At 74.4% G+C, this 21650-nt stretch carries 19 protein-coding genes and 2 pseudogenes; 15 read left to right on the forward strand and 6 right to left on the reverse strand.

Annotated elements, in window-relative coordinates; all coding sequences use genetic code 11:
- Positions 1-17: 17 nt before the first annotated feature.
- The 5 genes from OG946_RS28240 to OG946_RS28260 all read left to right on the forward strand — a co-directional run bounded on the left by OG946_RS28240 (position 18) and on the right by OG946_RS28260 (position 5235).
- The gene (locus OG946_RS28240; RefSeq protein ID WP_101421212.1) at positions 18-380 is read left to right on the forward strand and encodes a YraN family protein; all 363 of its coding nucleotides are present in this window, start codon (positions 18-20) and stop codon (positions 378-380) included.
- A complete protein-coding gene (locus OG946_RS28245) occupies positions 380-2002 on the forward strand; it encodes a YifB family Mg chelatase-like AAA ATPase (protein ID WP_326798788.1) in 1623 nt (540 codons plus the stop codon). The genes OG946_RS28240 and OG946_RS28245 overlap by 1 nt, the downstream gene beginning before the upstream one ends.
- Positions 1999-3507: a DNA-processing protein DprA gene (gene dprA / locus OG946_RS28250; RefSeq protein WP_326798789.1), complete on the forward strand. Its 1509-nt coding sequence runs from the start codon at positions 1999-2001 to the stop codon at positions 3505-3507. Before OG946_RS28245 ends, dprA begins: the two co-directional genes overlap by 4 nt.
- Positions 3508-3819: 312 nt before the next feature.
- On the forward strand, positions 3820-4629 hold the full coding sequence (whiG, locus tag OG946_RS28255) for an RNA polymerase sigma factor WhiG (RefSeq protein WP_047018340.1): 810 nt from the start codon (positions 3820-3822) through the stop codon (positions 4627-4629).
- Positions 4630-4680: 51 nt separating this feature from the next.
- Positions 4681-5235: a TetR/AcrR family transcriptional regulator gene (locus tag OG946_RS28260; RefSeq protein ID WP_326800387.1), complete on the forward strand. Its 555-nt coding sequence runs from the start codon at positions 4681-4683 to the stop codon at positions 5233-5235.
- Between the two features lie 22 nt (positions 5236-5257).
- Here OG946_RS28260 and OG946_RS28265 read toward each other — a convergent pair whose 3' ends face one another.
- Positions 5258-5722, reverse strand: a complete 465-nt coding sequence (locus OG946_RS28265; RefSeq protein ID WP_442814509.1) for a murein hydrolase activator EnvC family protein — start codon at positions 5720-5722, stop codon at positions 5258-5260.
- An 822-nt stretch (positions 5723-6544) separates the two neighbouring features.
- Between OG946_RS28265 and rpsB the strand changes: the two genes are divergently transcribed.
- From rpsB to OG946_RS28310, 9 genes are all read left to right on the forward strand, one after another.
- Positions 6545-7516 (forward strand): 30S ribosomal protein S2, encoded by a 972-nt coding sequence (gene rpsB, locus OG946_RS28270; protein WP_326798790.1) that lies wholly within the window; start codon positions 6545-6547, stop codon positions 7514-7516.
- Positions 7517-7561: 45 nt separating this feature from the next.
- Positions 7562-8395 carry a translation elongation factor Ts gene (tsf, locus tag OG946_RS28275; RefSeq protein WP_326798791.1) on the forward strand — a complete coding sequence of 278 codons (834 nt, stop codon included), beginning with the start codon at positions 7562-7564 and terminating at the stop codon, positions 8393-8395.
- 272 nt (positions 8396-8667) lie between these two features.
- Positions 8668-9459, forward strand: a complete 792-nt coding sequence (gene pyrH / locus OG946_RS28280) for a UMP kinase (protein WP_326798792.1) — start codon at positions 8668-8670, stop codon at positions 9457-9459.
- A 98-nt stretch (positions 9460-9557) separates the two neighbouring features.
- Positions 9558-10115 carry a ribosome recycling factor gene (gene frr, locus OG946_RS28285; RefSeq protein ID WP_047018345.1) on the forward strand — a complete coding sequence of 186 codons (558 nt, stop codon included), beginning with the start codon at positions 9558-9560 and terminating at the stop codon, positions 10113-10115.
- 71 nt (positions 10116-10186) lie between these two features.
- A complete protein-coding gene (locus OG946_RS28290) occupies positions 10187-11116 on the forward strand; it encodes a phosphatidate cytidylyltransferase (protein WP_326798793.1) in 930 nt (309 codons plus the stop codon).
- Positions 11117-11294: 178 nt separating this feature from the next.
- Positions 11295-12413 (forward strand): 23S rRNA (adenine(2503)-C(2))-methyltransferase RlmN, encoded by a 1119-nt coding sequence (gene rlmN / locus OG946_RS28295; RefSeq protein ID WP_326798794.1) that lies wholly within the window; start codon positions 11295-11297, stop codon positions 12411-12413.
- Between the two features lie 162 nt (positions 12414-12575).
- Complete coding sequence (locus OG946_RS28300) at positions 12576-13634, forward strand: thiamine ABC transporter substrate-binding protein (protein ID WP_326798795.1); 1059 nt, start codon at positions 12576-12578, stop codon at positions 13632-13634.
- A gap of 122 nt (positions 13635-13756) precedes the next feature.
- A complete protein-coding gene (locus OG946_RS28305; protein ID WP_326798796.1) occupies positions 13757-15361 on the forward strand; it encodes an ABC transporter permease in 1605 nt (534 codons plus the stop codon).
- The gene (locus OG946_RS28310; protein ID WP_326798797.1) at positions 15361-16380 is read left to right on the forward strand and encodes an ABC transporter ATP-binding protein; all 1020 of its coding nucleotides are present in this window, start codon (positions 15361-15363) and stop codon (positions 16378-16380) included. The genes OG946_RS28305 and OG946_RS28310 overlap by 1 nt, the downstream gene beginning before the upstream one ends.
- 255 nt (positions 16381-16635) lie before the next feature.
- On the opposite strand, the pseudogene OG946_RS36215 reads toward OG946_RS28310, so the two are convergent.
- Positions 16636-16830 (reverse strand): annotated as a pseudogene (locus OG946_RS36215) (ABC transporter ATP-binding protein); the annotation flags it as partial.
- On the opposite strand from OG946_RS36215, the pseudogene OG946_RS28320 reads away from it, so the two are divergent.
- Positions 16823-17082 (forward strand): annotated as a pseudogene (locus OG946_RS28320) (ATP-binding protein); the annotation flags it as partial. The pseudogenes OG946_RS36215 and OG946_RS28320 sit on opposite strands and share 8 nt — an antisense overlap.
- On the opposite strand, the gene OG946_RS28325 reads toward OG946_RS28320, so the two are convergent.
- The 4 genes from OG946_RS28325 to OG946_RS28340 form a co-directional block, all read right to left on the reverse strand.
- Positions 17079-18182 carry an LOG family protein gene (locus OG946_RS28325; protein WP_326798798.1) on the reverse strand — a complete coding sequence of 368 codons (1104 nt, stop codon included), beginning with the start codon at positions 18180-18182 and terminating at the stop codon, positions 17079-17081. The pseudogene OG946_RS28320 and the gene OG946_RS28325 sit on opposite strands and share 4 nt — an antisense overlap.
- 9 nt (positions 18183-18191) lie before the next feature.
- Positions 18192-19379 (reverse strand): serine hydrolase domain-containing protein, encoded by a 1188-nt coding sequence (locus tag OG946_RS28330; RefSeq protein WP_326798799.1) that lies wholly within the window; start codon positions 19377-19379, stop codon positions 18192-18194.
- 118 nt (positions 19380-19497) lie between these two features.
- Complete coding sequence (locus OG946_RS28335; protein ID WP_326798800.1) at positions 19498-20715, reverse strand: hypothetical protein; 1218 nt, start codon at positions 20713-20715, stop codon at positions 19498-19500.
- A complete protein-coding gene (locus OG946_RS28340; RefSeq protein WP_326798801.1) occupies positions 20697-21539 on the reverse strand; it encodes an ABC transporter ATP-binding protein in 843 nt (280 codons plus the stop codon). Before OG946_RS28340 ends, OG946_RS28335 begins: the two co-directional genes overlap by 19 nt.
- Positions 21540-21650 lie beyond the last annotated feature (111 nt).

The following is a 21650-nucleotide window of genomic DNA, read 5'->3' on the forward strand; positions in this document are numbered from 1 at the left end:
GCGGGAGGTGGTGCCCGATGCCGAAGCAGCGGCAGGCGCTCGGACAGTACGGGGAACGGATCGCGGAGCGGCAGCTCGTCCAGGCGGGAATGACCGTCCTGGCGCGGAACTGGAGATGCAGCGACGGCGAGATCGACATCGTCGCGCTCGACGGCGAGGCCCTCGTCGTCTGCGAGGTCAAGACCAGACGGGAAGGCGGCTGGGAGCATCCGATGGCCGGCGTCCCGCCGGCCAAGGCGGACCGGCTGCGGCGGCTCGCCGAAGCCTGGGCCCTGCGGCACGGCGGCGCCCCGCCCGGCGGCATGCGGATCGACGTCGTCGGCGTGGTGCTGCCGGACCGCGGCGCCCCCGTCGTCGAGCACGTACGGGGGGCCGCCTGATGGCCTTCGCCCGCACGTGCTCGGTCGCCCTCGTCGGCGTCGAAGGCGTCGTCGTCGAGATCCAGGCCGACCTGGAGCCGGGCGTCGCCACGTTCACGCTGGTCGGGCTACCCGACAAGAGCCTCACGGAAAGCCGCGACCGGGTGCGCGCCGCCGTCGTCAACTCCGGCGTCGACTGGCCGCAGAAGAAGCTCACCGTCGGCCTCAGCCCCGCCGCCGTACCCAAATCCGGCAGCGGATTCGACCTCGGCATCGCCTGCGCCACCCTCGGTGCCGCCGGACGCATCGCGCCCGACGCGCTCACCGGGCTCGTCATGGTCGGCGAGCTGAGCCTCGACGGCCGTGTCCGGCCCGTCCCAGGCGTGCTGCCCGCCGTGCTCGCCGCCGCGGACGCCGGCTGCCGCCAGGTCGTCGTCCCCGAAGCCGCCGCGGGCGAGGCCACCCTCGTCCCCGACGTCTCCGTTCTCGGCGTCCGCAGCCTGCGCCAGCTCATCGCCGTCCTCAACGACGAGCCACCCCCCGACGAACCCGCCGACCCCGACAGCGCCCCGGCCGTCCCGTCCGCCCGCCTCGCCGTGCCCGGAGCCGGCTGGTGCACCCCGGCGGCCCTCGGCCCCGGCGCGTACCGCCCCGACCTCGCCGACGTCGCCGGGCAGCACCGGGCCCGCTTCGCCCTCGAAGTCGCCGCCGCGGGCGGCCACCACCTGTACCTGAAAGGCCCCCCGGGGGCGGGCAAGACGATGCTCGCCGAACGGCTGCCCGGGCTGCTGCCGCCCCTGACCGAGACCGAAGCGCTCGAAGTGACCGCCATCCACTCGGTGGCCGGCACCCTGCCCGCGGGCCAGCCCCTCGTCGGCGAAGCCCCCTACGCCGCCCCGCACCACTCCGCGACCCTGCCCGCCCTCATCGGCGGCGGCAACGCGCTGCCCAAGCCGGGAGCGGTCTCCCTGGCCCACCGAGGAGTGCTCTTTCTAGACGAAGCGCCCGAATTCAGCGGCCGGATCCTCGACGCCCTCAGACAGCCGCTGGAGTCCGGACACGTCGTCGTGGCCCGGTCCGCGGGCGTCGTCCAGTTCCCCGCCCGCTTCCTCATGGTTCTCGCCGCCAACCCCTGCCCCTGCGGCCGCTTCGCCCGTCAGGAAGGCGGCTGCGAATGCCCGACCACGGCCATCCGGCGCTACCAGGGCCGGCTCACCGGCCCGCTCCTCGACCGCGTCGACCTCCGGGTCGCCGTCGATGCCGTCAGCCGCGCCGAGCTGTCGGCCGCCGGTGAACGCGCCGAGCCCACCGCCGATGCCGCAGCCCGGGTCCTGGCCGCCCGCGACCGCGCCGCCGCACGCTACGCGGGCACCGCCTGGCGCACCAACGGCGAAGTCCCCGGCCACGAGCTGCGCCGCCGCTGGCACCCCGCCCCCGGCGTCCTCGCCCCGGCGGAACGCGACCTCGAACGCGGCCTGCTCACCGCCCGCGGCCTCGACCGCGTCCTCCGCGTCGCCTGGACCATCGCCGACCTCGCGGGCCACGACCGCCCGGGGCCCGAGGACGTCGCGGCGGCCCTGGAACTCCGCACGGGGGTGCCCCGAGGCGCCCGTACCCAGGCAACGAGGGAGCCCGTCGAATGAACACGACCGAGAAGCCCGCCTGGAAGCCGCGCAGCGGCCTGCCGAGCGGGCGGTGGAGCGAGGCGCGGGGCGGGGCGGAGAGCGCGCCGCAGACGGGCCCGCGGGCCGGGACACCCGCCGGGGCATGCGCGGGGCCGGCAACCGGCCCGGCGCCGGGCGGGGAGCGCCCGCCGCCTGCTGCGCCGGTGCCTCCGGCCGAGGGAAAGAGCCCGCCGGCCGGGCCGTCCGGCCCGGTCGCCGGGCCGGTGCTGGGCACTCTGCGGACCCCGGCCGCAGAGCCCCGGCGCGGCAGCGACTCCGGCGCCCGGCCGGCCGCCCGTAGCAGCCAGGGGACGGAGCCCGCGCCGGAGGCGGCTCCCGGCGAACCCTCGGACCGCGACGCGGAGCGTTTGGCGCGGGTCGCGCTGACGCGGCTCGTCGAACCCGGGGACGAGGTCGCCGGAAGGTGGCTGCGTACGCACGGGGCCGTAGCGCTCATGCGCTGGGTGACCGGCGACGCCCCGCCGCCCTCGCCGGAAGCCGAGACCCGGCTGGTCCGCTACCGGCGGCGGCTCGGCGGACCCGACCCCCGGCAGGACCTCGCCGCCGCCGCAGCCGTCGGAGCGCGGTTCGTCTGCCCCGGCGACCCCGAATGGCCCCGGCAGCTCGACGACCTCGCCGCCGCCCGGCCCCTCGGCCTCTGGGTCCGCGGCCGCCCCGACCTGCGGCTGTGGGCGCTGAAGTCCGTCGCCGTCGTCGGCGCCCGCGCCTGCACCGAGTACGGCGCCCACGTCGCCGCGACCCTCGCCGCCGGCCTCGCCCACGCCGGATGGACCGTCGTCTCCGGCTCCGCCTACGGCATCGACGCCGCCGCCCACCGCGGCGCGCTCGCCGCCACCGGAGCCACCGTCGGCGTACTGGCCTGCGGTGTCGACCGGGTCTACCCGCCCGGCCACAGCGAACTCCTCGGCCGCGTCGCCGAACAGGGCCTCATCGTCGCCGAGCTCGCCCCGGGCGACCACCCCACCCGGTCGCGATTCCTCCTGCGCAACCGCGTCATGGCGGCCCTCACCCGCGGGACCGTCGTCGTCGAAGCCGAGCGCCGCAGCGGCTCCCTCGTCACCGCCCGCTGGGCGCAGCGGCTCGGCCGCCCGACGATGGGCGTGCCCGGCCCGGTGACCTCCGGGCTCTCCTCAGGGGTGCACGAGCTGCTGCGCGGAGAGGCAGAGCTCGTCACCGAGGCCGCCGAAGTCGTCGAGCTGGTCGGCCGCATCGGCGCCGACCTCGCCCCGGTCCGCCGCGGCCCCGTCGTACCACGCGATCTGCTCCCGCCCGCCACCGCACGAGTGCTCGAAGCCCTCCCCGGGCGGGGTACCGCGCCGCTGGAACAGATCGCACAAGAGGCGGGCACGGAGCGCGACGAAGCCTTGGGCAGGCTTCATGAGCTGCAGTCCCTCGGATTCGTCCGCCGCGACGGCACCGGCTGGCGGCTGGCCCCGCGCTCCAGTGAGCACCCCAAAAGGTGACGAGCCGTTCCTTGACCTGGGACGTTCGGGTGAAAGGGTGGGGGAGATGCAAACCGACCCCCACCCGGTGCCGCGGCGGCCGTCCCCCCGCTGTGACCTCCTGATAACCCGCAGGTGCAGTGCGCGGAACGAATCTGCGTACTCATGAAGAGCCGTCAGTCGCAGAATGCGACCGTACGGTCACGCTACGCTCGCGGAACGTTCCCGCATCCCCCACTGCTTCACCCTCCCCGCTCCGCTCCCTCCCCACACCCGCTCGCTCCCCCCACACCGAACCCAGTCCCCCACCAGAACGGTTCAAGGCGACGACGCATGCCCCAGCACATCTCCGGGTCCGACCGTGCCGCATCACGCACAGCACCCTCGTCGGTCGACGAGCTGTGGCGGTCGTACAAGGAGACGCGTGACGGCCGGCTGCGCGAGCAGCTCATCCTGCACTACTCGCCCCTGGTGAAGTACGTCGCGGGACGCGTCAGCGTCGGCCTGCCGTCCAACGTGGAACAGGCCGACTTCGTCTCCTCCGGAGTCTTCGGGCTCATCGACGCCATCGAGAAGTTCGACCCCGAGCGCGCCATCAAGTTCGAGACGTACGCCATCACCCGCATCCGCGGCGCGATGATCGACGAACTCCGGGCGCTGGACTGGATCCCCCGCTCCGTACGGCAGAAGGCCCGCGCCGTCGAACGCGCCTACGCCACCCTCGAAGCCGCCCTCCGCCGCACCCCCTCGGAAGCCGAGGTCGCCGCCGAGATGGGCATCCAGCTCGAAGAGCTGCACGGGGTTTTCAGCCAGCTTTCCCTCGCCAACGTCGTCGCCCTCGAAGAACTGCTGCACGTCAGCTCCGACAACGGCGACCGGCTCAGCCTCATGGACACCCTCGAGGACACCGCCGCCGACGACCCCGTCGAGGTCGCCGAGGACCGCGAGCTGCGCCGGCTGCTCGCCCGCGCCGTGAACACCCTGCCCGACCGGGAGAAGACCGTCGTCACCCTCTACTACTACGAGGGCCTCACGCTCGCCGAGATCGGCCAGGTGCTCGGCGTCACCGAGAGCAGGGTCAGCCAGATCCACACCAAGTCCGTCCTGCAGTTGCGGGCGAAGCTGGCCGACTCGGGCGGCTGAACGGCCTCCTCGGTCTAAAGTTGGACCGTGCCGAAGATTCGAGCGGCCTCCGTGGCCGAGCACCGGACCATGCAGCACGACGCGCTGCTCGACGCCGCGCGCGAACTCCTCGGCGAAGGCGGCACCGAAGCGCTGAACTTCGCCGCGCTCGCCGAGCGCACCGGCCTCGCACGCTCGTCCGTGTACGAGTACTTCCGCAGCCGGGCCGCCGTGGTCGAGGAACTCTGCGCCGTCGACTTCCCGCGCTGGGCCGCCGAGGTGGAGGCGGCCATGGAGCGCGCCGACACCCCGGAGGCGAAGGTCGAGGCGTACGTACGCACCCAGCTCGCGCTGGTCGGCGACCGCCGCCATCGGGCCGTCGTCGCCATCTCCGCGGGCGAACTCGACGCCGGCGCCCGGGAGAAGATCCGCGCCGCGCACGGCGGGCTCGTCACCATGGTCGTCGCGGCCCTGGCGGACCTCGGCCACGACGAACCCCGCCTCGCCGCCACCCTGCTCCAGGGGGTCGTCGACGCGGCCGTCCGCCGCACCGAACTCGGCACCGATGCCCCCGAGACCGTCGCCGACACGGCCGTCGCCGTAGCCCTCCGCGGCGCCGCACGCTGACGGCGCCGCCACCGGCCCGGCGTCAGCCGCCGCCCGCGGGCGGCGGGATGCCGAACACCGGCAGCAGCCGGGCATGGCCCGCGGTGAGCAGCCGGGGTGGCAGCAGTGACAGCGGGTCGAGATAGTCCGGGCCGCGGCGCAGCCCCCAGTGCAGACAGGCCGACGCGCAGTGGTACCCGCCGCCCTGCAGATGTCCGATGACCTGCCCTTTCCCGACCCGCTCGCCCTTTATTACGGCCGGCACCACCGGCTCGTACGTGGTGCGCAGCGGCGGGCGGCCCGTGCCCGGGTGGTCGACGGCCAGCACCCCGCGCCCCGCCACCCGGCCCGCGAACGACACCCGCCCCGCCGCCGCGGCCCGCACCGGCTGCCCGGCCGCGGCCCGCAGGTCGACCCCGCGATGGCCCGGGCCGTACGGCGAACGCGGCGCCTCGAACCCCCGCTCCACCACCGGCCGCCCCCGCGGCCCGCCGTCAACCGGCCACACCGCGTCCACCCCCTGGGCCGTCGACGGAGCCGGTGCCGGCGGCGGCACCGCCGGCCCCGGACCACGGGACCGCCCGCCGGGCGTTGTCGCTTCCCGTATCCCCCGTTCCCCCCGCCCCGCCCCCGCCCCCTCCCCACCCGCCTCCTCCACCGTGGTGGTCATCGTGAACGGGGGTGCGGGCCAGGCGCCCGCCGTCAGGGCCACGGCGAGCCCGACGGCGAGCGGCCACCGCGGCACGCGCCCCCACCGGCGCCCGGAGACGCCGGCGGGCCGGCCCGAGACGCACGCCGCCGCCCACGCTGGCCGCCCCACCGCGCACGCCGGCCGCTCCGCCGCGGGCGTCGGCCGTCCCTCCACGCGCCTCGGCCGCCCCGCCGCGGGCACAGGCCGCGCCGCATACCGTGCCGGCGCTCCCGTCGCGTCCGCCCTCCGCCGCGTGGCGGCAGCCGCCCCGTTCCGTTCGCCGGCCGCGCGGCGTTCGCGTCGTCCGTTCATGGGGGGAGTCTGGCCGAGGGCCGAGACGTATGGGGATCATGGACGGATTCTGTGGATAACCGGCGGGTTGTGGACAACCCGAGTCCTGGGGCCGCCCGGAGACCCGCCCGGGGACCGGGCTCCGTGGCGCAGGCGGGTGATGCCGTCCCGTACACTTCTGGTGGCGACCCGGCTCTCCGGGTCGACTTCGCACGCCCCGCCACCTGCCTGAAGGTGGCCGCGTCACTCGGTCCCCCGGCTCCCCGCCGGAGGGGCGACGCGCAGGGGCGTCAGGAGCGGTGGCCGGCCGGCTGCCGCGCACAACCGAGACACACGAGGAGTACGGCCATGGCCGTCGTCACGATGCGGGAGCTGCTGGAAAGCGGCGTCCACTTCGGGCACCAGACCCGCCGTTGGAACCCGAAGATGAAGCGCTTCATCTTCACCGAGCGCAACGGCATCTACATCATCGACCTCCTGCAGTCGCTGTCGTACATCGACCGCGCCTACGAGTTCGTGAAGGAGACCGTCGCGCACGGCGGCACCATCATGTTCGTGGGCACGAAGAAGCAGGCCCAGGAAGCCATCGCCGAGCAGGCCACCCGGGTCGGCATGCCGTACGTGAACCAGCGCTGGCTGGGCGGCATGCTCACCAACTTCTCCACGGTCCACAAGCGGCTGCAGCGCCTCAAGGAGCTTGAGGCCATCGACTTCGAGGACGTGGCCGCCTCCGGCCTCACCAAGAAGGAACTGCTCGTCCTCTCCCGCGAGAAGGCCAAGCTGGAGAAGACCCTCGGCGGCATCCGCGACATGCAGAAGGTGCCCAGCGCCGTCTGGATCGTGGACACGAAGAAGGAGCACATCGCCGTCGGCGAGGCGCGCAAGCTGCGCATCCCGGTCGTCGCGATCCTCGACACCAACTGCGACCCCGACGAGGTCGACTACAAGATCCCGGGCAACGACGACGCGATCCGCTCCGTCACGCTGCTGACCCGCGTCATCGCCGACGCCGTCGCCGAGGGTCTGATCGCCCGCTCCGGTGCCGCCACCGGTGACGAGAAGGCCGTCAAGGCCGACGCCGAGCCGCTCGCCGAGTGGGAGCGCGACCTGCTCGCCGGCGAGAAGGACGGCAAGACCGCGCCGGCCGCCCCGGCCGAGAAGACGGACGAGGCCGCCGCCGAGGCCGAGGTGCAGACCTCCGCCGAGACCGCCAAGGTCGCCGACGCCGAGCAGGCCGACGAGACCCCCGCCCCGGCCGCCGAGCAGGCCACCGAGGCCGCCGAGGGCGCGGAGCCCGCCGGCGAAGCCCCGCAGGCCTGATCCGCCGATCCCAGTCACCCGTCGAGAAGAGAAAACCACCGAATCATGGCGAACTTCACCGCCGCCGACGTCAAGAAGCTCCGGGAGCTCACCGGCGCCGGCATGATGGACTGCAAGAAGGCGCTGGAAGAGGCCGAGGGCGACGTCGACAAGGCCGTGGAGCTGCTCCGCGTCAAGGGCCAGAAGGGCGTCGCCAAGCGTGAGGGCCGCTCCGCCGAGAACGGCGCCGTCGTCTCCCTGATCGCCGACGACAACTCCTCCGGCGTCCTGCTGGAGCTGAAGTGCGAGACCGACTTCGTCGCCAAGGGCGACAAGTTCATCGCCGTCGCCAACGCCCTCGCCGAGCACGTCGCGGCCAGCAAGCCGGCCGACCTGGAGGCGCTGCTCGCCTCCGAGATCGACGGCAGGACCGTCCAGACGTACGTGGACGAGGCCAACGCCACCCTCGGCGAGAAGATCGTCCTCGACCGCTTCGCGCGCTTCGAGGGCGCCTACGTGGGCACGTACATGCACCGCACCATGCCCGACCTGCCGCCGCAGGTCGGCGTGCTCGTCGAGCTGGACAAGGCCGACCCGCAGACGGCCAAGGAGGTGGCGCAGCACATCGCCGCCTTCAGCCCGCGCTGGCTGACCCGCGACGAGGTCCCGGCCGACACGGTGGAGAACGAGCGCCGCGTCGCCGAGGCCACCTCCCGCGAGGAGGGCAAGCCGGAGGCCGCCCTGCCGAAGATCGTCGAGGGCCGCGTGAACGGCTTCTTCAAGGAGAACGTGCTGCTGGACCAGCCGTTCGCCAAGGACCCGAAGAAGTCGGTGAAGAAGGTGCTCGACGAGGCGGGCGCGCAGGTGTTCCGCTTCGCGCGCATCCGCGTCGGCGCCTGAGCACCGGCGTGCACCGTGCCGCCCGGCGCGCGCAAGCGCGACCGGACGGCGCGCGCCGCGATCCGACGCGCCCCGGGGCGGGTCGCCGCGGTGTACGGCGCGCACGGTGTACGGCGAACGGCCACCGGCCCCGCTAGGGTCGGGTTGAGTTGTTGCGGGCCGGTGCGGGGGACCGCCGCCGGCCGCGGAAGTGACGAGGAGGCCATTGCCGGGAATGGGTGGATGAGAACCCCACGGCGATGGCCTCCTTCGCATGCGCACGAGGAGAATTCATGAACGAGGACGCCGACGCGGACCACGGCCACCAGGAGAAGGCGGACCAAGGCCACCATACGAAGAGGGACAGCGCGCGATTCCTGCTGAAGCTGTCCGGCGAGGCGTTCTCCGGCGGCGGGGACCTCGGCGTCGACCCGGACGTCGTGCGCGCCATCGCCCGCGAGGTCGCGGCCGTCGTCCGCGACGGGTACGAGATCGCGGTGGTGATCGGGGGCGGCAACTTCTTCCGCGGCGCCGAACTGCAGCAGCGCGGCATGGACCGGGCCCGCTCCGACTACATGGGCATGCTCGGCACGGTCATGAACTGCCTTGCCCTGCAGGACTTCCTGGAGAAGGAAGGCATCGACTCCCGGGTGCAGACGGCGATCACGATGGGCCAGGTCGCCGAGCCGTACATCCCGCTGCGCGCCATCCGGCACATGCAGAAGGGCCGCGTCGTCATCTTCGGCGCCGGCATGGGCATGCCGTACTTCTCCACGGACACCACCGCCGCGCAGCGCGCCCTGGAGATCCACGCCGAGGCCCTGCTCATGGGCAAGAACGGCGTCGACGGGGTCTACGACGCCGACCCCAAGAAGAACCCCGACGCGGTGAAGTTCGACGCGCTCGGATACGGCGAGGTCATCACCCGTGACCTCAAGGTCGCCGACGCCACGGCCGTCACCCTGTGCCGCGACAACGAACTGCCCATCCTCGTCTTCGAGCTGCTGAAGGCGGGCAACATCGCCCGGGCGGTGCGGGGTGAGAAGATCGGTACGCTCGTGAGCGCGCACGGCAGCCGGGTCTGAGGGATGGACAACGGCCTGCCGGTCGGACACCGTGCAGGCATGGTACGGGCGGACGGGGGCACTCCCGTTCCGCTCACAGATGAGACCAGGAGCCAGTGGTGATCGAAGAGACCCTCCTCGAAGCCGAGGAGAAGATGGAGAAGGCCGTCGTGGTCGCCAAGGAGGACCTCGCCGCGATCCGCACCGGGCGGGCGCATCCGGCGATGTTCAACAAGATTACGGCGGATTACTACGGGGCCCAGACCCCCATCAACCAACTGGCGTCGTTCTCGGTGCCGGAGCCGCGGATGGCGGTGGTGACCCCGTTCGACAAGAGCGCCCTGCGCAACATCGAGCAGGCGATCCGCGACTCCGACCTCGGCGTCAACCCCTCCAACGACGGCAACATCATCCGGGTGGTCTTCCCGCAGCTCACCGAGGAGCGCCGCAAGGAGTTCATCAAGGTCGCCAGGGCCAAGGGCGAGGACGCGCGGATCGCCATCCGCTCCGTACGCCGCAAGGCCAAGGAGACCATCGACAAGGCCGTCAAGGACGGCGAGATCGGTGAGGACGAGGGCCGCCGCGGCGAGAAGGAGCTCGACGACACCACCCACAAGTACGTGGCCCAGGTCGACGAGCTGCTCAAGCACAAGGAAGCAGAGCTGCTCGAGGTCTGATGAACGACTCCTCCAGGGGGGCCCCGGCGGGTCCCGTGTACGGCGGGGGTGAAAGGGCGCAGACTCCGCGCATGCCCATCGTGTCCGGCGACGCCCCTGCCGACGAACCCTCCCCAGGTCCCTCCGGGGGATCCGGCGCCCCGGGCGATCCCTCCACCCCGCCGCCGCCCGCCCCCAAGCGGCGCCGCGGCGGCCGGGACCTCAGCGCGGCCATAGGCGTCGGGCTCGGCCTCGGCGCCATCGTGCTGGCCACGCTCTTCGTCGTGAAGGTGCTCTTCCTCGGCGTCATCGTCGTCGCGGTGGCGGTCGGGCTGTGGGAGCTGACGTCGCGGCTGGCGGAGTGCCGCGGCATCCGCACGCCGCTGGTGCCGCTGGTGCTCGGCGGCATCGCCATGGTCATCGCCGGGTACGCGCGCGGCGCCGAGGGCGCCGGGGCGGCCCTCGCGCTCACCGCCCTCGCCGTCCCCGTCTGGCGGCTGACGGGCCCCGCGGAGGACTACCTCCGCGACGTCACCGCCGGCGTCTTCGCCGCGTTCTACGTGCCGTTCCTCGCCTCCTTCGTCGCGCTGATGCTCGCCGCGGACGGCGACGGGCCGCAGCGGGTGCTGACGTTCCTGATCCTCACGGTGATCAGCGACACCGGCGCGTACGCCGTGGGCTACAAGCTCGGCCGCAACAAACTCGCCCCGCGCATCAGCCCCGGCAAGACCCGCGAGGGCCTGGGCGGCGCGCTGGCCTTCGCGATGGCGGCGGGCGCGGTGTGCATGGAACTGCTCATCGACGACGGCCGCTGGTGGCAGGGCCTCCTGCTGGGCGCCGCGGCAGCCGCCTCGGCGACGCTCGGCGACCTCGCCGAGTCGATGATCAAACGGGACCTCGGCATCAAGGACATGGGCACGCTGCTCCCCGGCCACGGCGGAATCATGGACCGGCTGGACTCCCTGCTGCCGACGGCACCGGTGGTGTGGCTGCTGATGGTGATCTTCGTCGGCGCGGGCTGACCCGGCCGCGCCCACGGGCGGTCTTGCTGCCAGGGGCGGCAGTCACGGGTCGCCGGGTGGCGGTGTGGCGCCCCGGGGGACGGCCACGGGGCGCCGGCCAGGGGGCTCTTGTCGGTGAATCGGGGCATTTGGGGATGAGGCGGGCGAGGGTGAATCCGTCTGCGACACTGGTACGGCTATGCCGAAGCCAGGAGAGCTCACCTTCGCCGTCCCCCGTGGTGCCAAGAAGCCGCCGCGGCACCTAGCCGACCTCACCCCCGCCGAGCGCCGCGACGCCGTCGCCGAGCTGGGAGAGAAGCCGTTCCGTGCCGCGCAGCTCTCGCGCCACTACTTCGCGCGCTACGCGACCGACCCGGCCGGCTGGACCGACGTGCCGGCCGGGTCCCGGGCGAAGCTCGCCGAGGGGCTGCTGCCCGAGCTGATGACCGTCGTACGGCATCTGAGCTGCGACGGCGACACCACCCGCAAGACCCTGTGGCGGCTCTTCGACGGCACGCTGGTCGAGTCGGTGCTCATGCGCTACCCCGACCGCGTCACCATGTGCATCTCCTCGCAGGCCGGCTGCGGCATGAACTGCCCGTTCTGCGCCACCGGCCAGGCCGGGCTCACCCGCAACCTGTCCACCGCCGAGATCGTCCACCAGATCGTCGACGGCATGCGCGCCCTGCGCGACGGCGAGGTGCCCGGAGGGCCGGCGCGGCTGTCCAACATCGTCTTCATGGGCATGGGCGAGCCGCTGGCGAACTACAACCGCGTGCTGTCGGCCATCCGCCGCCTCACCGACCCCGAGCCCGACGGGCTCGGGCTCTCCCAGCGCGGCATCACCGTCTCCACGGTCGGCCTCGTGCCCGCCATGCTCCGCTTCGCCGACGAGGGCCTCAAGTGCCGCCTCGCCGTCTCCCTGCACGCGCCCGACGACGAACTGCGCGACACCCTCGTGCCCGTCAACACCCGCTGGCAGGTCCGCGAGGTCCTCGACGCCGCCTGGGAGTACGCGGCGCGCTCCGGCCGCCGCGTCTCCATCGAGTACGCGCTGATCAAGGACATCAACGACCAGGCCTGGCGCGCCGACCTCCTCGGCCGCCTCCTCAAGGGCCGCCGCGCGCACGTCAACCTCATCCCGCTCAACCCCACCCCCGGCTCCAAGTGGACCGCCTCCCGGCCCGAGGACGAGCGGGCGTTCGTCGCCGCCCTGGAGGCCCACGGCGTGCCCGTGACCGTACGGGACACCCGGGGCCAGGAGATCGAGGGCGCCTGCGGGCAGCTCGCCGCCTCCGCGGCCGACACTCCCGCCTGATACCGTTCAGGTGTACACACCGACAGGGGAGCGCTCGCAGCGCTGAGAGTGCGGCACCGTCCAGGCCGCAGACCCTCGAACCTCGCCCAGGTCATTCTGGGTAGGAAGTTCGGTCGAGACTCTGCTGCTGCCCGGGCTGCCCGCCGCCACGAAAGCAGCCCGATGAAGCGCATCGTCACCACCGCCCTGGCCGCGTCCCTCGCCCTGGGCCTGGCCGCCTGCGGCTCGGACTCCGGCGACGGATCCGGGTCCGGCGCGGGCGACAAGAGCGTCACCCTCGTCACACACGACTCCTTCGCCGTTTCCGACGACGTACTGAAGGCGTTCGAGAAGCAGTCCGGGTACACGGTCGACATCCTCAAGGGCAAGGACGCCGGCTCCGCGGTCAACCAGGCCGTCCTGTCCAAGGACAACCCCCAGGGCGACGTCTTCTTCGGCATCGACAACACCCTCCTCTCCCGCGGCCTCGACAACGGGATCTTCACGCCGTACGAGGCGAAGGGGCTCGACCGCATACCCGGGGAACTCCAGCTCGACGCGGACGAACACCGCGTCACCCCCGTCGACTACGGCGACGTGTGCGTCAACTACGACCGCGCGTACTTCGAGGAGAAGAACCTCGACCCGCCGCAGACCTTCGACGACCTCGCCGACCCCCGCTACAAGGACCTCCTCGTCACCGAGAACGCCGCCACCTCCTCCCCGGGCCTGGCCTTCCTCCTCGCCACCGCGGACGAGTACGGCGAGGACGGATGGGAGGACTACTGGGGCAAGCTGCGGGACAACGGCGTCGAGGTCGTCGACGGCTGGGAGCAGGCGTACTACGAGCGCTTCTCCGGCGCCGGCAAGGGCGACAAGCCGCTCGTCGTCTCGTACGCCTCCAGCCCGCCCGTGCTCGACATGGAGTCCCGGCCGAAGGAAGCCACCACCGGCGTGTCCACCGGCACCTGCTTCCGCCAGATCGAGTTCGCCGGGCTGCTCGCCAACGCCGGCAACGCCGAAGGCGGCAAGGCCCTCATCGACTTCCTCATCGGCGAGCGGTTCCAGCGGGACATGCCGCTGAACATGTTCGTCCACCCCGTGCGCGAGAACACCGAACTGCCCGAGGTCTTCACCCGCTACGGCCAGGAGATCGCCGACCCCCACACCCTCGACCCGGCGGCCGTCGACGACAACCGGGAGCAGTGGATCAAGACGTGGACCTCGCTGGTCGTGAAGTGACCCGGGCCGCGGACCGCGGCAAGGGAGACACGGGACCGGGACCGGGAACGGGCACGTCAACGGGACCGGCCACGGGCGCGGGCCGCCGCCGGATACGCGGGGCGGCCGGGCGGCTCGCGCTCATGGCCGTACCCGCCGCGTTCCTCGGCGTCTTCTTCGCCTACCCCGTCGGCGCCATCGTCGCCCGCGGCCTGCGCGAAGGCGGCCGCTGGCAGTTCGGCCGCATCCCCGACGTCCTCGGCGACCCGGACATCCTCGGCGTCCTGTGGTTCACCCTCTGGCAGGCCGCCGCCTCCACCGGGCTCACCCTCGTCCTCGCGCTGCCCGCCGCGTACGTCTTCGCCCGCTTCGACTTCCCCGGCAAGCAACTGCTGCGCGCCCTGGTCACCGTCCCGTTCGTGATGCCCACCGTCGTCGTCGGCTCCGCCTTCCTCGCGCTCACCGGCCGCGGCGGCGTCCTCGACGGCTGGTGGGGCGTACGGCTGGACACCACCGTGTGGGCCATCCTCCTCGCCCACGTCTTCTTCAACTTCGCCGTCGTCGTACGGACCGTCGGCGGCCTGTGGGCCCAACTCGACCCGCGCCAGGAAGAAGCCGCCCGCGTCCTCGGCGCCGGCCGCCTCGCCGCCTGGCGGCACGTCACCCTGCCCGCGCTCGGGCCCGCCGTCGCCGCCGCGGCCCTCATGGTCTTCCTCTTCACCTTCACCTCCTTCGGCGTCATCCAGATCCTCGGCGGCCCCGCCTACGCCACCCTCGAAGTGGAGATCTACCGCCAGACCGCCGACTTCCTCGACCTGCCCACCGCCGCGGTCCTCTCCCTCCTCCAACTCGCCGCCGTCGCCGCCGTCCTGGCCGTGCACGCCTGGACCGTACGCCGCCGGGAGACCGCGCTGCGCCTCGTCGCCCCCGAGACCACCGCCCGCCGCCCCCGCGGCGCCGGCGAACACGCCCTCCTCGGCGGCGTCGTCGCCGTCGTCGCCGTGCTGCTCCTCGCGCCGCTCGCCGTCCTCGTCGAACGCTCCTTCGCCACCCCCGGCGGCCACGGCCTCGGCTTCTACCGCGCGCTCCAGGAGAGCGACGGCACGTTCGCCGTCCCGCCGCTGGAAGCCGTCGGCAACTCCCTCGCCTACGCCGCCGTCGCCACCGTCATCGCCGTCGTCGTCGGCGGCCTCGCCGCGGCCGCCGTCACCCGCCGCGCCGGGCCCCTCGTCCGCGGCTTCGACGCGCTGCTGATGCTGCCGCTGGGCACCTCCGCCGTCACCGTCGGCTTCGGCTTCCTCATCGCCCTCGACAGCCCGCCGCTCGACCTCAGGTCCTCCTGGATCCTCGTGCCGCTCGCGCAGGCACTGGTCGGCGTCCCCTTCGTCGTACGGACCATGCTGCCCGTGCTGCGCGCCGTCGACGACCGGCTGCGGGAGGCCGCCGCCGTGCTCGGGGCGTCACCGCTGCGGGCCTGGCGGGAGGTCGACCTGCCGCTGGTGCGGCGGGCGGTGCTCGTCGCCGCCGGCTTCGCGTTCGCGGTCTCCCTCGGCGAGTTCGGGGCGACCGTCTTCATCGCCGGGCCCGACCGGCCGACGCTGCCCGTCGCCGTCGCGCGGCTCCTCGGGCGGGCCGGCGAGACCAACTACGGGCAGGCGATGGCGCTGAGCACCATCCTCATGGCGGTGTGCGCGGCCTCGCTGCTGCTGCTGGAACGGGTCCGTAAGAACCAGGCGGGAGAGTTCTGATGCTCGTACTCGACGACGTCACCGTGCGCTACGGCGCCCGCGCGGCGGTCGACGGGATCGCCCTCGACGTCGCGGACCACGAGATCGTCAGCGTCCTCGGGCCCAGCGGCAGCGGCAAGTCCACGCTGCTGCGGGCGGTGGCCGGGCTGCAGCCCGTCGCCGGCGGGCGGGTGCTGCTCGGCGGGCGGGACCTGGCCGGGGTGCCGGCGCACCGGCGGGGGGTGGGGCTGATGTTCCAGGACCAGCAGTTGTTCCCGCACCGGGACGTGGGCGGGAACGTCTCCTTCGGCCTTCGCATGCACGGGGCCTCACGGGCGGCGGCCCGGGAGCGGGTGGCCGAACTGCTGTCGCTCGTCGGGCTGCCGGGGGCGCAGCGGCGGGCGGTGGGGGCGCTGTCGGGCGGGGAGCAGCAGCGGGTGGCGCTGGCGCGGGCGCTGGCGCCGTCGCCGCAACTGCTGATGCTGGACGAGCCGCTGGGGCAGTTGGACCGCTCGCTGCGGGAGCGGCTGGTGGTGGAGCTGCGGCAGCTCTTCGGACGCCTGGGCACGACGGTGCTGGCGGTCACGCACGACCAGGGGGAGGCGTTCGCGCTCTCCGACCGGGTGGTGGTGATGCGGGAGGGGCGCGTGGCGCAGACCGGCACGCCGGTGGAGGTGTGGGAGCGGCCGGCGGACGAGTTCGTGGCGCGGTTCCTGGGGTTTGCGAACGTGGTACGGGGGACGGTGCGCGGATCGGCGGCGGAGACGCCGTGGGGGCGGGTGGGGGTGGCCGACTCCGGGGTGTCGGGGGAGCGCCCGCTGCTGATACGGCCGGCGGGGGTGCGGGTCTGCCCGGCGGGCACGGGGCTGGACTGCGCGGTGGTGGGGCGGACGTTCCGGGGGGACCACGTACTGCTGACGCTGCGACCGGACACGGGACCGGAGTTGGAGTCGTCGGTGGCACTGCGGGGTGCACCGGAGGTGGGGGACCGGGTGGGGGTGGAGTTCGAGCCGTCGGAGGTGGTGGTACTGGGAGGGTGAGGCGGGCGCGGCTGCCGGGGGGTGTTCCCCGACCCCGCCCCTTCCCGAAACTCAGGGGCTCCGCCCCCGAGACCCCCGCGGGGCTGCGCTCCGGACCCCGCTCGGGGCTGTGCCCCGGACCTCCATGGGGCTGCTCCCCCGGCCCCCGCGGGCTGCGCCCTGGGGCCCGCTCGGGGCTGCCCGCCGGGGCCTCGGGCTGCGCCCTGGGCCGTGGCCCGGGCCGCGTCGGGCTGAGACCCTTTCCGCCCGGGCTGTGCCCCTCCGCAACCGCACCTGCCGCGGCAGCGCCGCCGCCAGCTCCCGCTCGTGCGTGATCACCACCACCGTCGTCCCCGCTCCGTTCAGCTCCCGCAGCAGCTCCACCACCCCCGCGCCCGACGCCGTGTCCAGCGCCCCCGTCGGCTCGTCCGCGCGCAGCAGCGGCGGGTCGCCCGCCGCCGCGCGGGCCACTGTGCCCCCGTACGAGATCCCCGCCCTCTTCGAGCCGTTCCGCCGCCTCGGCGCCGACCGGCTGGTCACGAGCGGCGGGGCCGGGCTGGGGCTGTCGATCGTACGGGCCGTCGCGCGCGCCCACGGCGGGGACGCGGTCGCCCGCCCCGCGACGGCGGCGGGCTCACGGTGACGGTCACGCTGCCGCCGGACCCGGACGCCGGAGGGCACGCCGAACGGCACGCCGGGCAGGGCGCGGAAGCCGCGTCCTAGCCCGCGGCGCCCAGCCTCAGCAGCGCCTCCGGCGCCTCCTCCACCGCGTCGACCAGCGCGATCCGCGGCGCCATCGGCCGGCCGTCCGCCAGCGCCGACAGCAACTGCCACGCCGGCAGCCGCACCGACCAGTGGGCGCGGCCCACCAGCACCATCGGCCGCGGCTCGCCGCGCGACCCGTAGTAGTTGGGCGTCGCCGCGTCGAAGATCTCCTGCACCGTGCCCGCCGCGCCCGGCAGGAACACCACGCCCGCGGTGCTGCGGGCCAGCAGCCCGTCCTCGCGCAGCGCGTTCGCGAAGTACTTCGCGATGTGCCCCGCGAAGGCGTTCGGCGGCTCGTGGCCGTAGAACCAGGTGGGGATGCCGATCGAGTCGCCGCCGCCCGGCCACCGCTCCCGTACCGCGAACGCCGCTTCGGCCCACTGGGCCACCGAGGGCGTGAACGACGGCGCCTTGCCGAGCATCCGCACCGCCTCGTCCAGCATCGCGTCGTCGAACTCCGCCGCGTACGCGCCCAGGTTGGCCGCCTCCATCGCACCTGGACCGCCGCCCGTGGCCACGTCGAACCCGGCGCGCACCAGCGCCCGGCCCAGCCGGGCCGCGCCCGCGTAGTCCTCGCCGCCGCGCTCCAGCGCGTGCCCGCCCATGACACCGACGACGGGGCGGCAGGCGCGCAGCCGCTCGTCCAGCGCGTTGGACATCGACTCGTCGTGCATGCCGCGTATGACGGCGGCGAAGATGTCGTGCTCGGCGCGGGTGCGCTGGAACCAGGCGTACGAGCGGGCGTCCGGCGTCTGCTCGTACCCCCGCGCCAGGCCCGCGAACAGCTCGTCCGGCGTGTAGAGCGCGCCCCGGTACGGATCGAACGGCAGATCCGGCACGACGGGGAAGACCAGCGCGCCGTCGCGCTGCACGCGGTGCGCCGCCTCCTCGGCCATCGGGCAGCCGAGGAACACCGCGCCGTGCACGTCCGCGGTGAGCAGCAGCCGCGTGCGGTCCGTCAGATCGACGGACTGCACGCGGAACCCGCTGATGGAACCGGAGGCGACGGCGGCGTCGAACTCGGCCAGGGACTCGATCTCGAAAGGGGAGTGCGGCATGCGCCCACACTAGGCGCCGTCGCGCACCCGTTCGGCGATTCCCGTCGTCAACTCCCTGTCCAGGGCCGGGAGATCCCACGCGCCGGCGCGGGTCGCGGCGTTGCTGATCCAGAAGACCAGCGTGCCGTCGTCCAGGAAGCGGGCGACGCGCCCCGAGGACCACTCGTTGCCGCCGTCGTGGGTGGCGACGGGGGCGCCGCCGAGGTCGAGCAGGCTCCAGCCGTAGCCGTAGAAGGACCCGGCGCCGCCGCCTTCCGGGACGTACCGCGTGAACAGCAGCTTCCTCGCCTTCCCGGGCAGGACGCGGTCGCCGAGGAGGGCGCGGTGCCAGCGGAGCATGTCGCGGGCGGTGGAGAGCATGCCGCCGTTGCCGCGGAGGTTCCAGTACGGTCCTTCGCCGGCCCAGGGGTGGTCCATCGGCCTGCCCTGCGGGCGGCCCTTGCGGTCGTACTCGACGGCGATACGGTCCTGGTCCCAGTCGGGGAGGACGTAGCCGGTGCCGGTCATGCCGGCGGGGCGGAAGAGGTGGCCGGCGAGGTACGACTCGTAGCCGGTGCCGGACGCCTCCTCCACGACGGCGGCGAGGAGGCTGTAGCCGGTGTTGGAGTACGCGTAGCGCTCGCCGGGCGGCGACTGGAGCGGGGCGGCGAGGGCGCCGGAGACCAACTCGGCGCGGGAGAGCGGGTCGTAGTCGTCGCCGAGGGACTCGGGCAGTCCCGCGGTGTGGGTGAGGAGGTGGTGCAGGGTGATGCCGCGCTTGCCCGCGGGCACGCCGCCGAGGTGGCGGGAGAGGGGGTCGGTGACGCGCAGCTTCCCCTCGGTCTGGAGCTTGACGATCGCGGCGGCGGTGAACTGCTTCGTCATCGACGCGATGTCGTACACGGTGTCGCAGCCCGCGCGCGCACCGGTCCCGGGGCCGGCGGGTCCGCGTCCCGAGCAGGTCACCGAGGCGCCGCCGCGGGCGGCGACGACGGTGCCGGGCGCGTCTTCCGGCCACACCTCGTCGAGGTACTCCTCCACGGCGCGGGTCGCGGGGTCGTCGGCGCGGCCTTGCGTGGGTATCCCGGCGGCGCCGTCGTCCCGCACGTCCCGGTCCCGGTCACGGTCCGCCCCGCACGCGGCCAGCGCCGCCGGCAGCACCAGCCCGAGCAGGGCGGCGAGGAGGCGCCGGGCGCGGATGTCTCCGTACGTCGTCATGCGGGGAGGCTAGGCAGCGGCCACCCCCCGGGTCGTCACGCGCCCGAGCGAACCGCGGGTGCTCACGCGGGGGACGGGGGAGTCCCCCGCACAGGGGAGGAAGGCCCCTCCGCCGTCCCTACCGCAGCGGCAGTGACGCCAGTTCGCCCAGGGCCAGGGCCAGGGGGGCGAAGACCGCCAGGAGGACCGTCGTGCGGAGCAGCGCCGCGCGGCGCAGCAGGCGGGGGGAAGCGCCGAGGCGGAGGAGGGCCGTCGTGGCGTGGGTGCGGGCGCGTGTGGACTCCAGCGCCGCCATGCACGCCGTCGCCACCGCGCAGCCCACCACCAGGGCCGCGCCCAGCACCGTCAACGGGCCCAGCGACCGGGCGTCGTCGCCGTCCGGCCACACCAGCGTGCACAGCACCCCGCCCGCCGCCACCGCGCCCAGCGCGGCCAGCGGGCGGCCCACCCGGCGTGCCTCCTGCTGGAGCACCCGCCCGGCGAGCAGCCGCAGCGCACCCGGGCGCAGTGCGCACAGCAGCCGGCCGCAGAGGTGGACGATGCCGGGGCCCGCGAGGATCAGGCCCGCCGTGATCAGGGCCCAGCTCGCGACGACCGCGGGCGCCGCGTCGCCGGAGCCGCCGGGCAGCGGCAGCTTCAGCGCCGCGCTGTCGCCGGCGCTCGCGAAGCTGCCCGCGTACGCGCCGAGGGCCAGGCCCGTCGTCGCCAACGCGGTGCCCCACGGCAGGTCGGCGGGGACCGGCGGGTCGTCGCCGACCGGCCGCGGTGCGGCCAGGGCCACCCCGGTCGCGTCCGCCGCCTCGCGCCGGGCCCGCAGCCGGGCCGCCGCCGCGGCGGAGCCCTGCGCGGCCGTACGCCGCGGGCGCAGGCTCGCCGCGCTCGCCGCCGCGGCCAGCGCCGGTACGCAGGCGAGCAGCGTGAGCGCGCCGACGACGGGCAGCGGGCCGCCGGCGCCGAGGAGCGCGGCGGCGGCGCCGTCGAAGGGCAGCCCCGACAACTCGCCGCGCAGGTGCAGGAAGAACAGCAGCGCCAGCGCGCTGCCCAGCAGGCACGACACCGCCGTCGTCACCGCGGCGACCGCCGGCGCCGCGGCCGGGCCGAAGCCCGCGGAGGAGAGCGCCTGCGACGGCCTGGCGTGCGGGTCGGTACGGGCCACGGCCACCGCGAACTGGACGGTGGCCGCCAGCGGCGCCGCGCACCACAGCAGTTGCTCGGGCGAGGCGTGGCCCAGGGCGGTCAGCAGCAGGAAGCCGACGCCTGCCGAGGCGCACGCGACGAGCAGCCGGCGCAGCAGGACCAGCGGGTGGGAGCCGCGGGCTAGGCGGAGACTGAGCACGAGTCCTCCGAGTTCTCCGCAGGCCCCGCAGGCCCCGCAGGCCCCGAAGCCCCCGCGGGACCCGCTGCCCCCGGGTCCGCCGCCCCGTCCCCGTACCCCGCGACCTCCGCCGCCGTCCGCGCCCCGCTCGCCCGGCGCCCGTCGACCAGCGGGAACGTCCGGTCCGCCGCCCCCGTGACGGCCGCGTCGCCCTCCGGCCCGGCGAGCACGACGCTGATCCCGTGCGAGCGCGCCGCCGCGACGAGCGTACGCAGCGCCTGCACCCCCTCCGCCCGCCGCAGCGGCGCGGTCGGCTCGTCGGCGAAGACCACGTCGGGCCCGGCGACCAGCGCGCGGGCGATGGCGACCCGCTGGCGCTGCTCCTGCGGCAGCACCGCGGGCCGGCAGCGCGCGATGTCGGCCGCGTCGAGGCGCTCCAGCCAGTCCATCGCCGCGCGCCGCGCCGCCCGGTGCGAATCGCCGGCCAGCAGCAGCGGCAGCGCCGCGTTCTCCCAGGCGGTCAGCTCCGGGACCAGCTCGGGGCGGGTGCCGATCCAGCCGAAGCGGTCCCGGCGCAGCCGCTCGCGGGCGCCGCTCGACAGGGTGTGCACGGGGCCGCTGTTGAACCACACCTCGCCCTGCTGGGGCAGCAGTTGCCCGGACAGGCACTTCAGCAGCGTCGTCTTGCCGCTGCCGCGCGGCCCGGTGACGGCGAGGATCTCGCCCTGCGCGACGCCCAGCGAGACCCCGGCCAGCGCCGGGGTGCCGCCGTGGGCGTAGTGCAGGGAGCGGGCCCACAGCACGTCGTTGTCGGGTGGGGCGGTCCGAGTGGTCGCCGCGGTCATCGCACACCTCTTTCCCTGGGTCCCCTTGTGTCCCCACGGTGGTGGAACGAGGACGGCGGGGCTCCGGTCACTCGCACCCTAGGAAGGGGCGGCGGAACCGCAGGTGAGGCG

This window comes from Streptomyces sp. NBC_01808 (genome assembly GCF_035917395.1).
GTDB lineage: Bacteria > Actinomycetota > Actinomycetes > Streptomycetales > Streptomycetaceae > Streptomyces.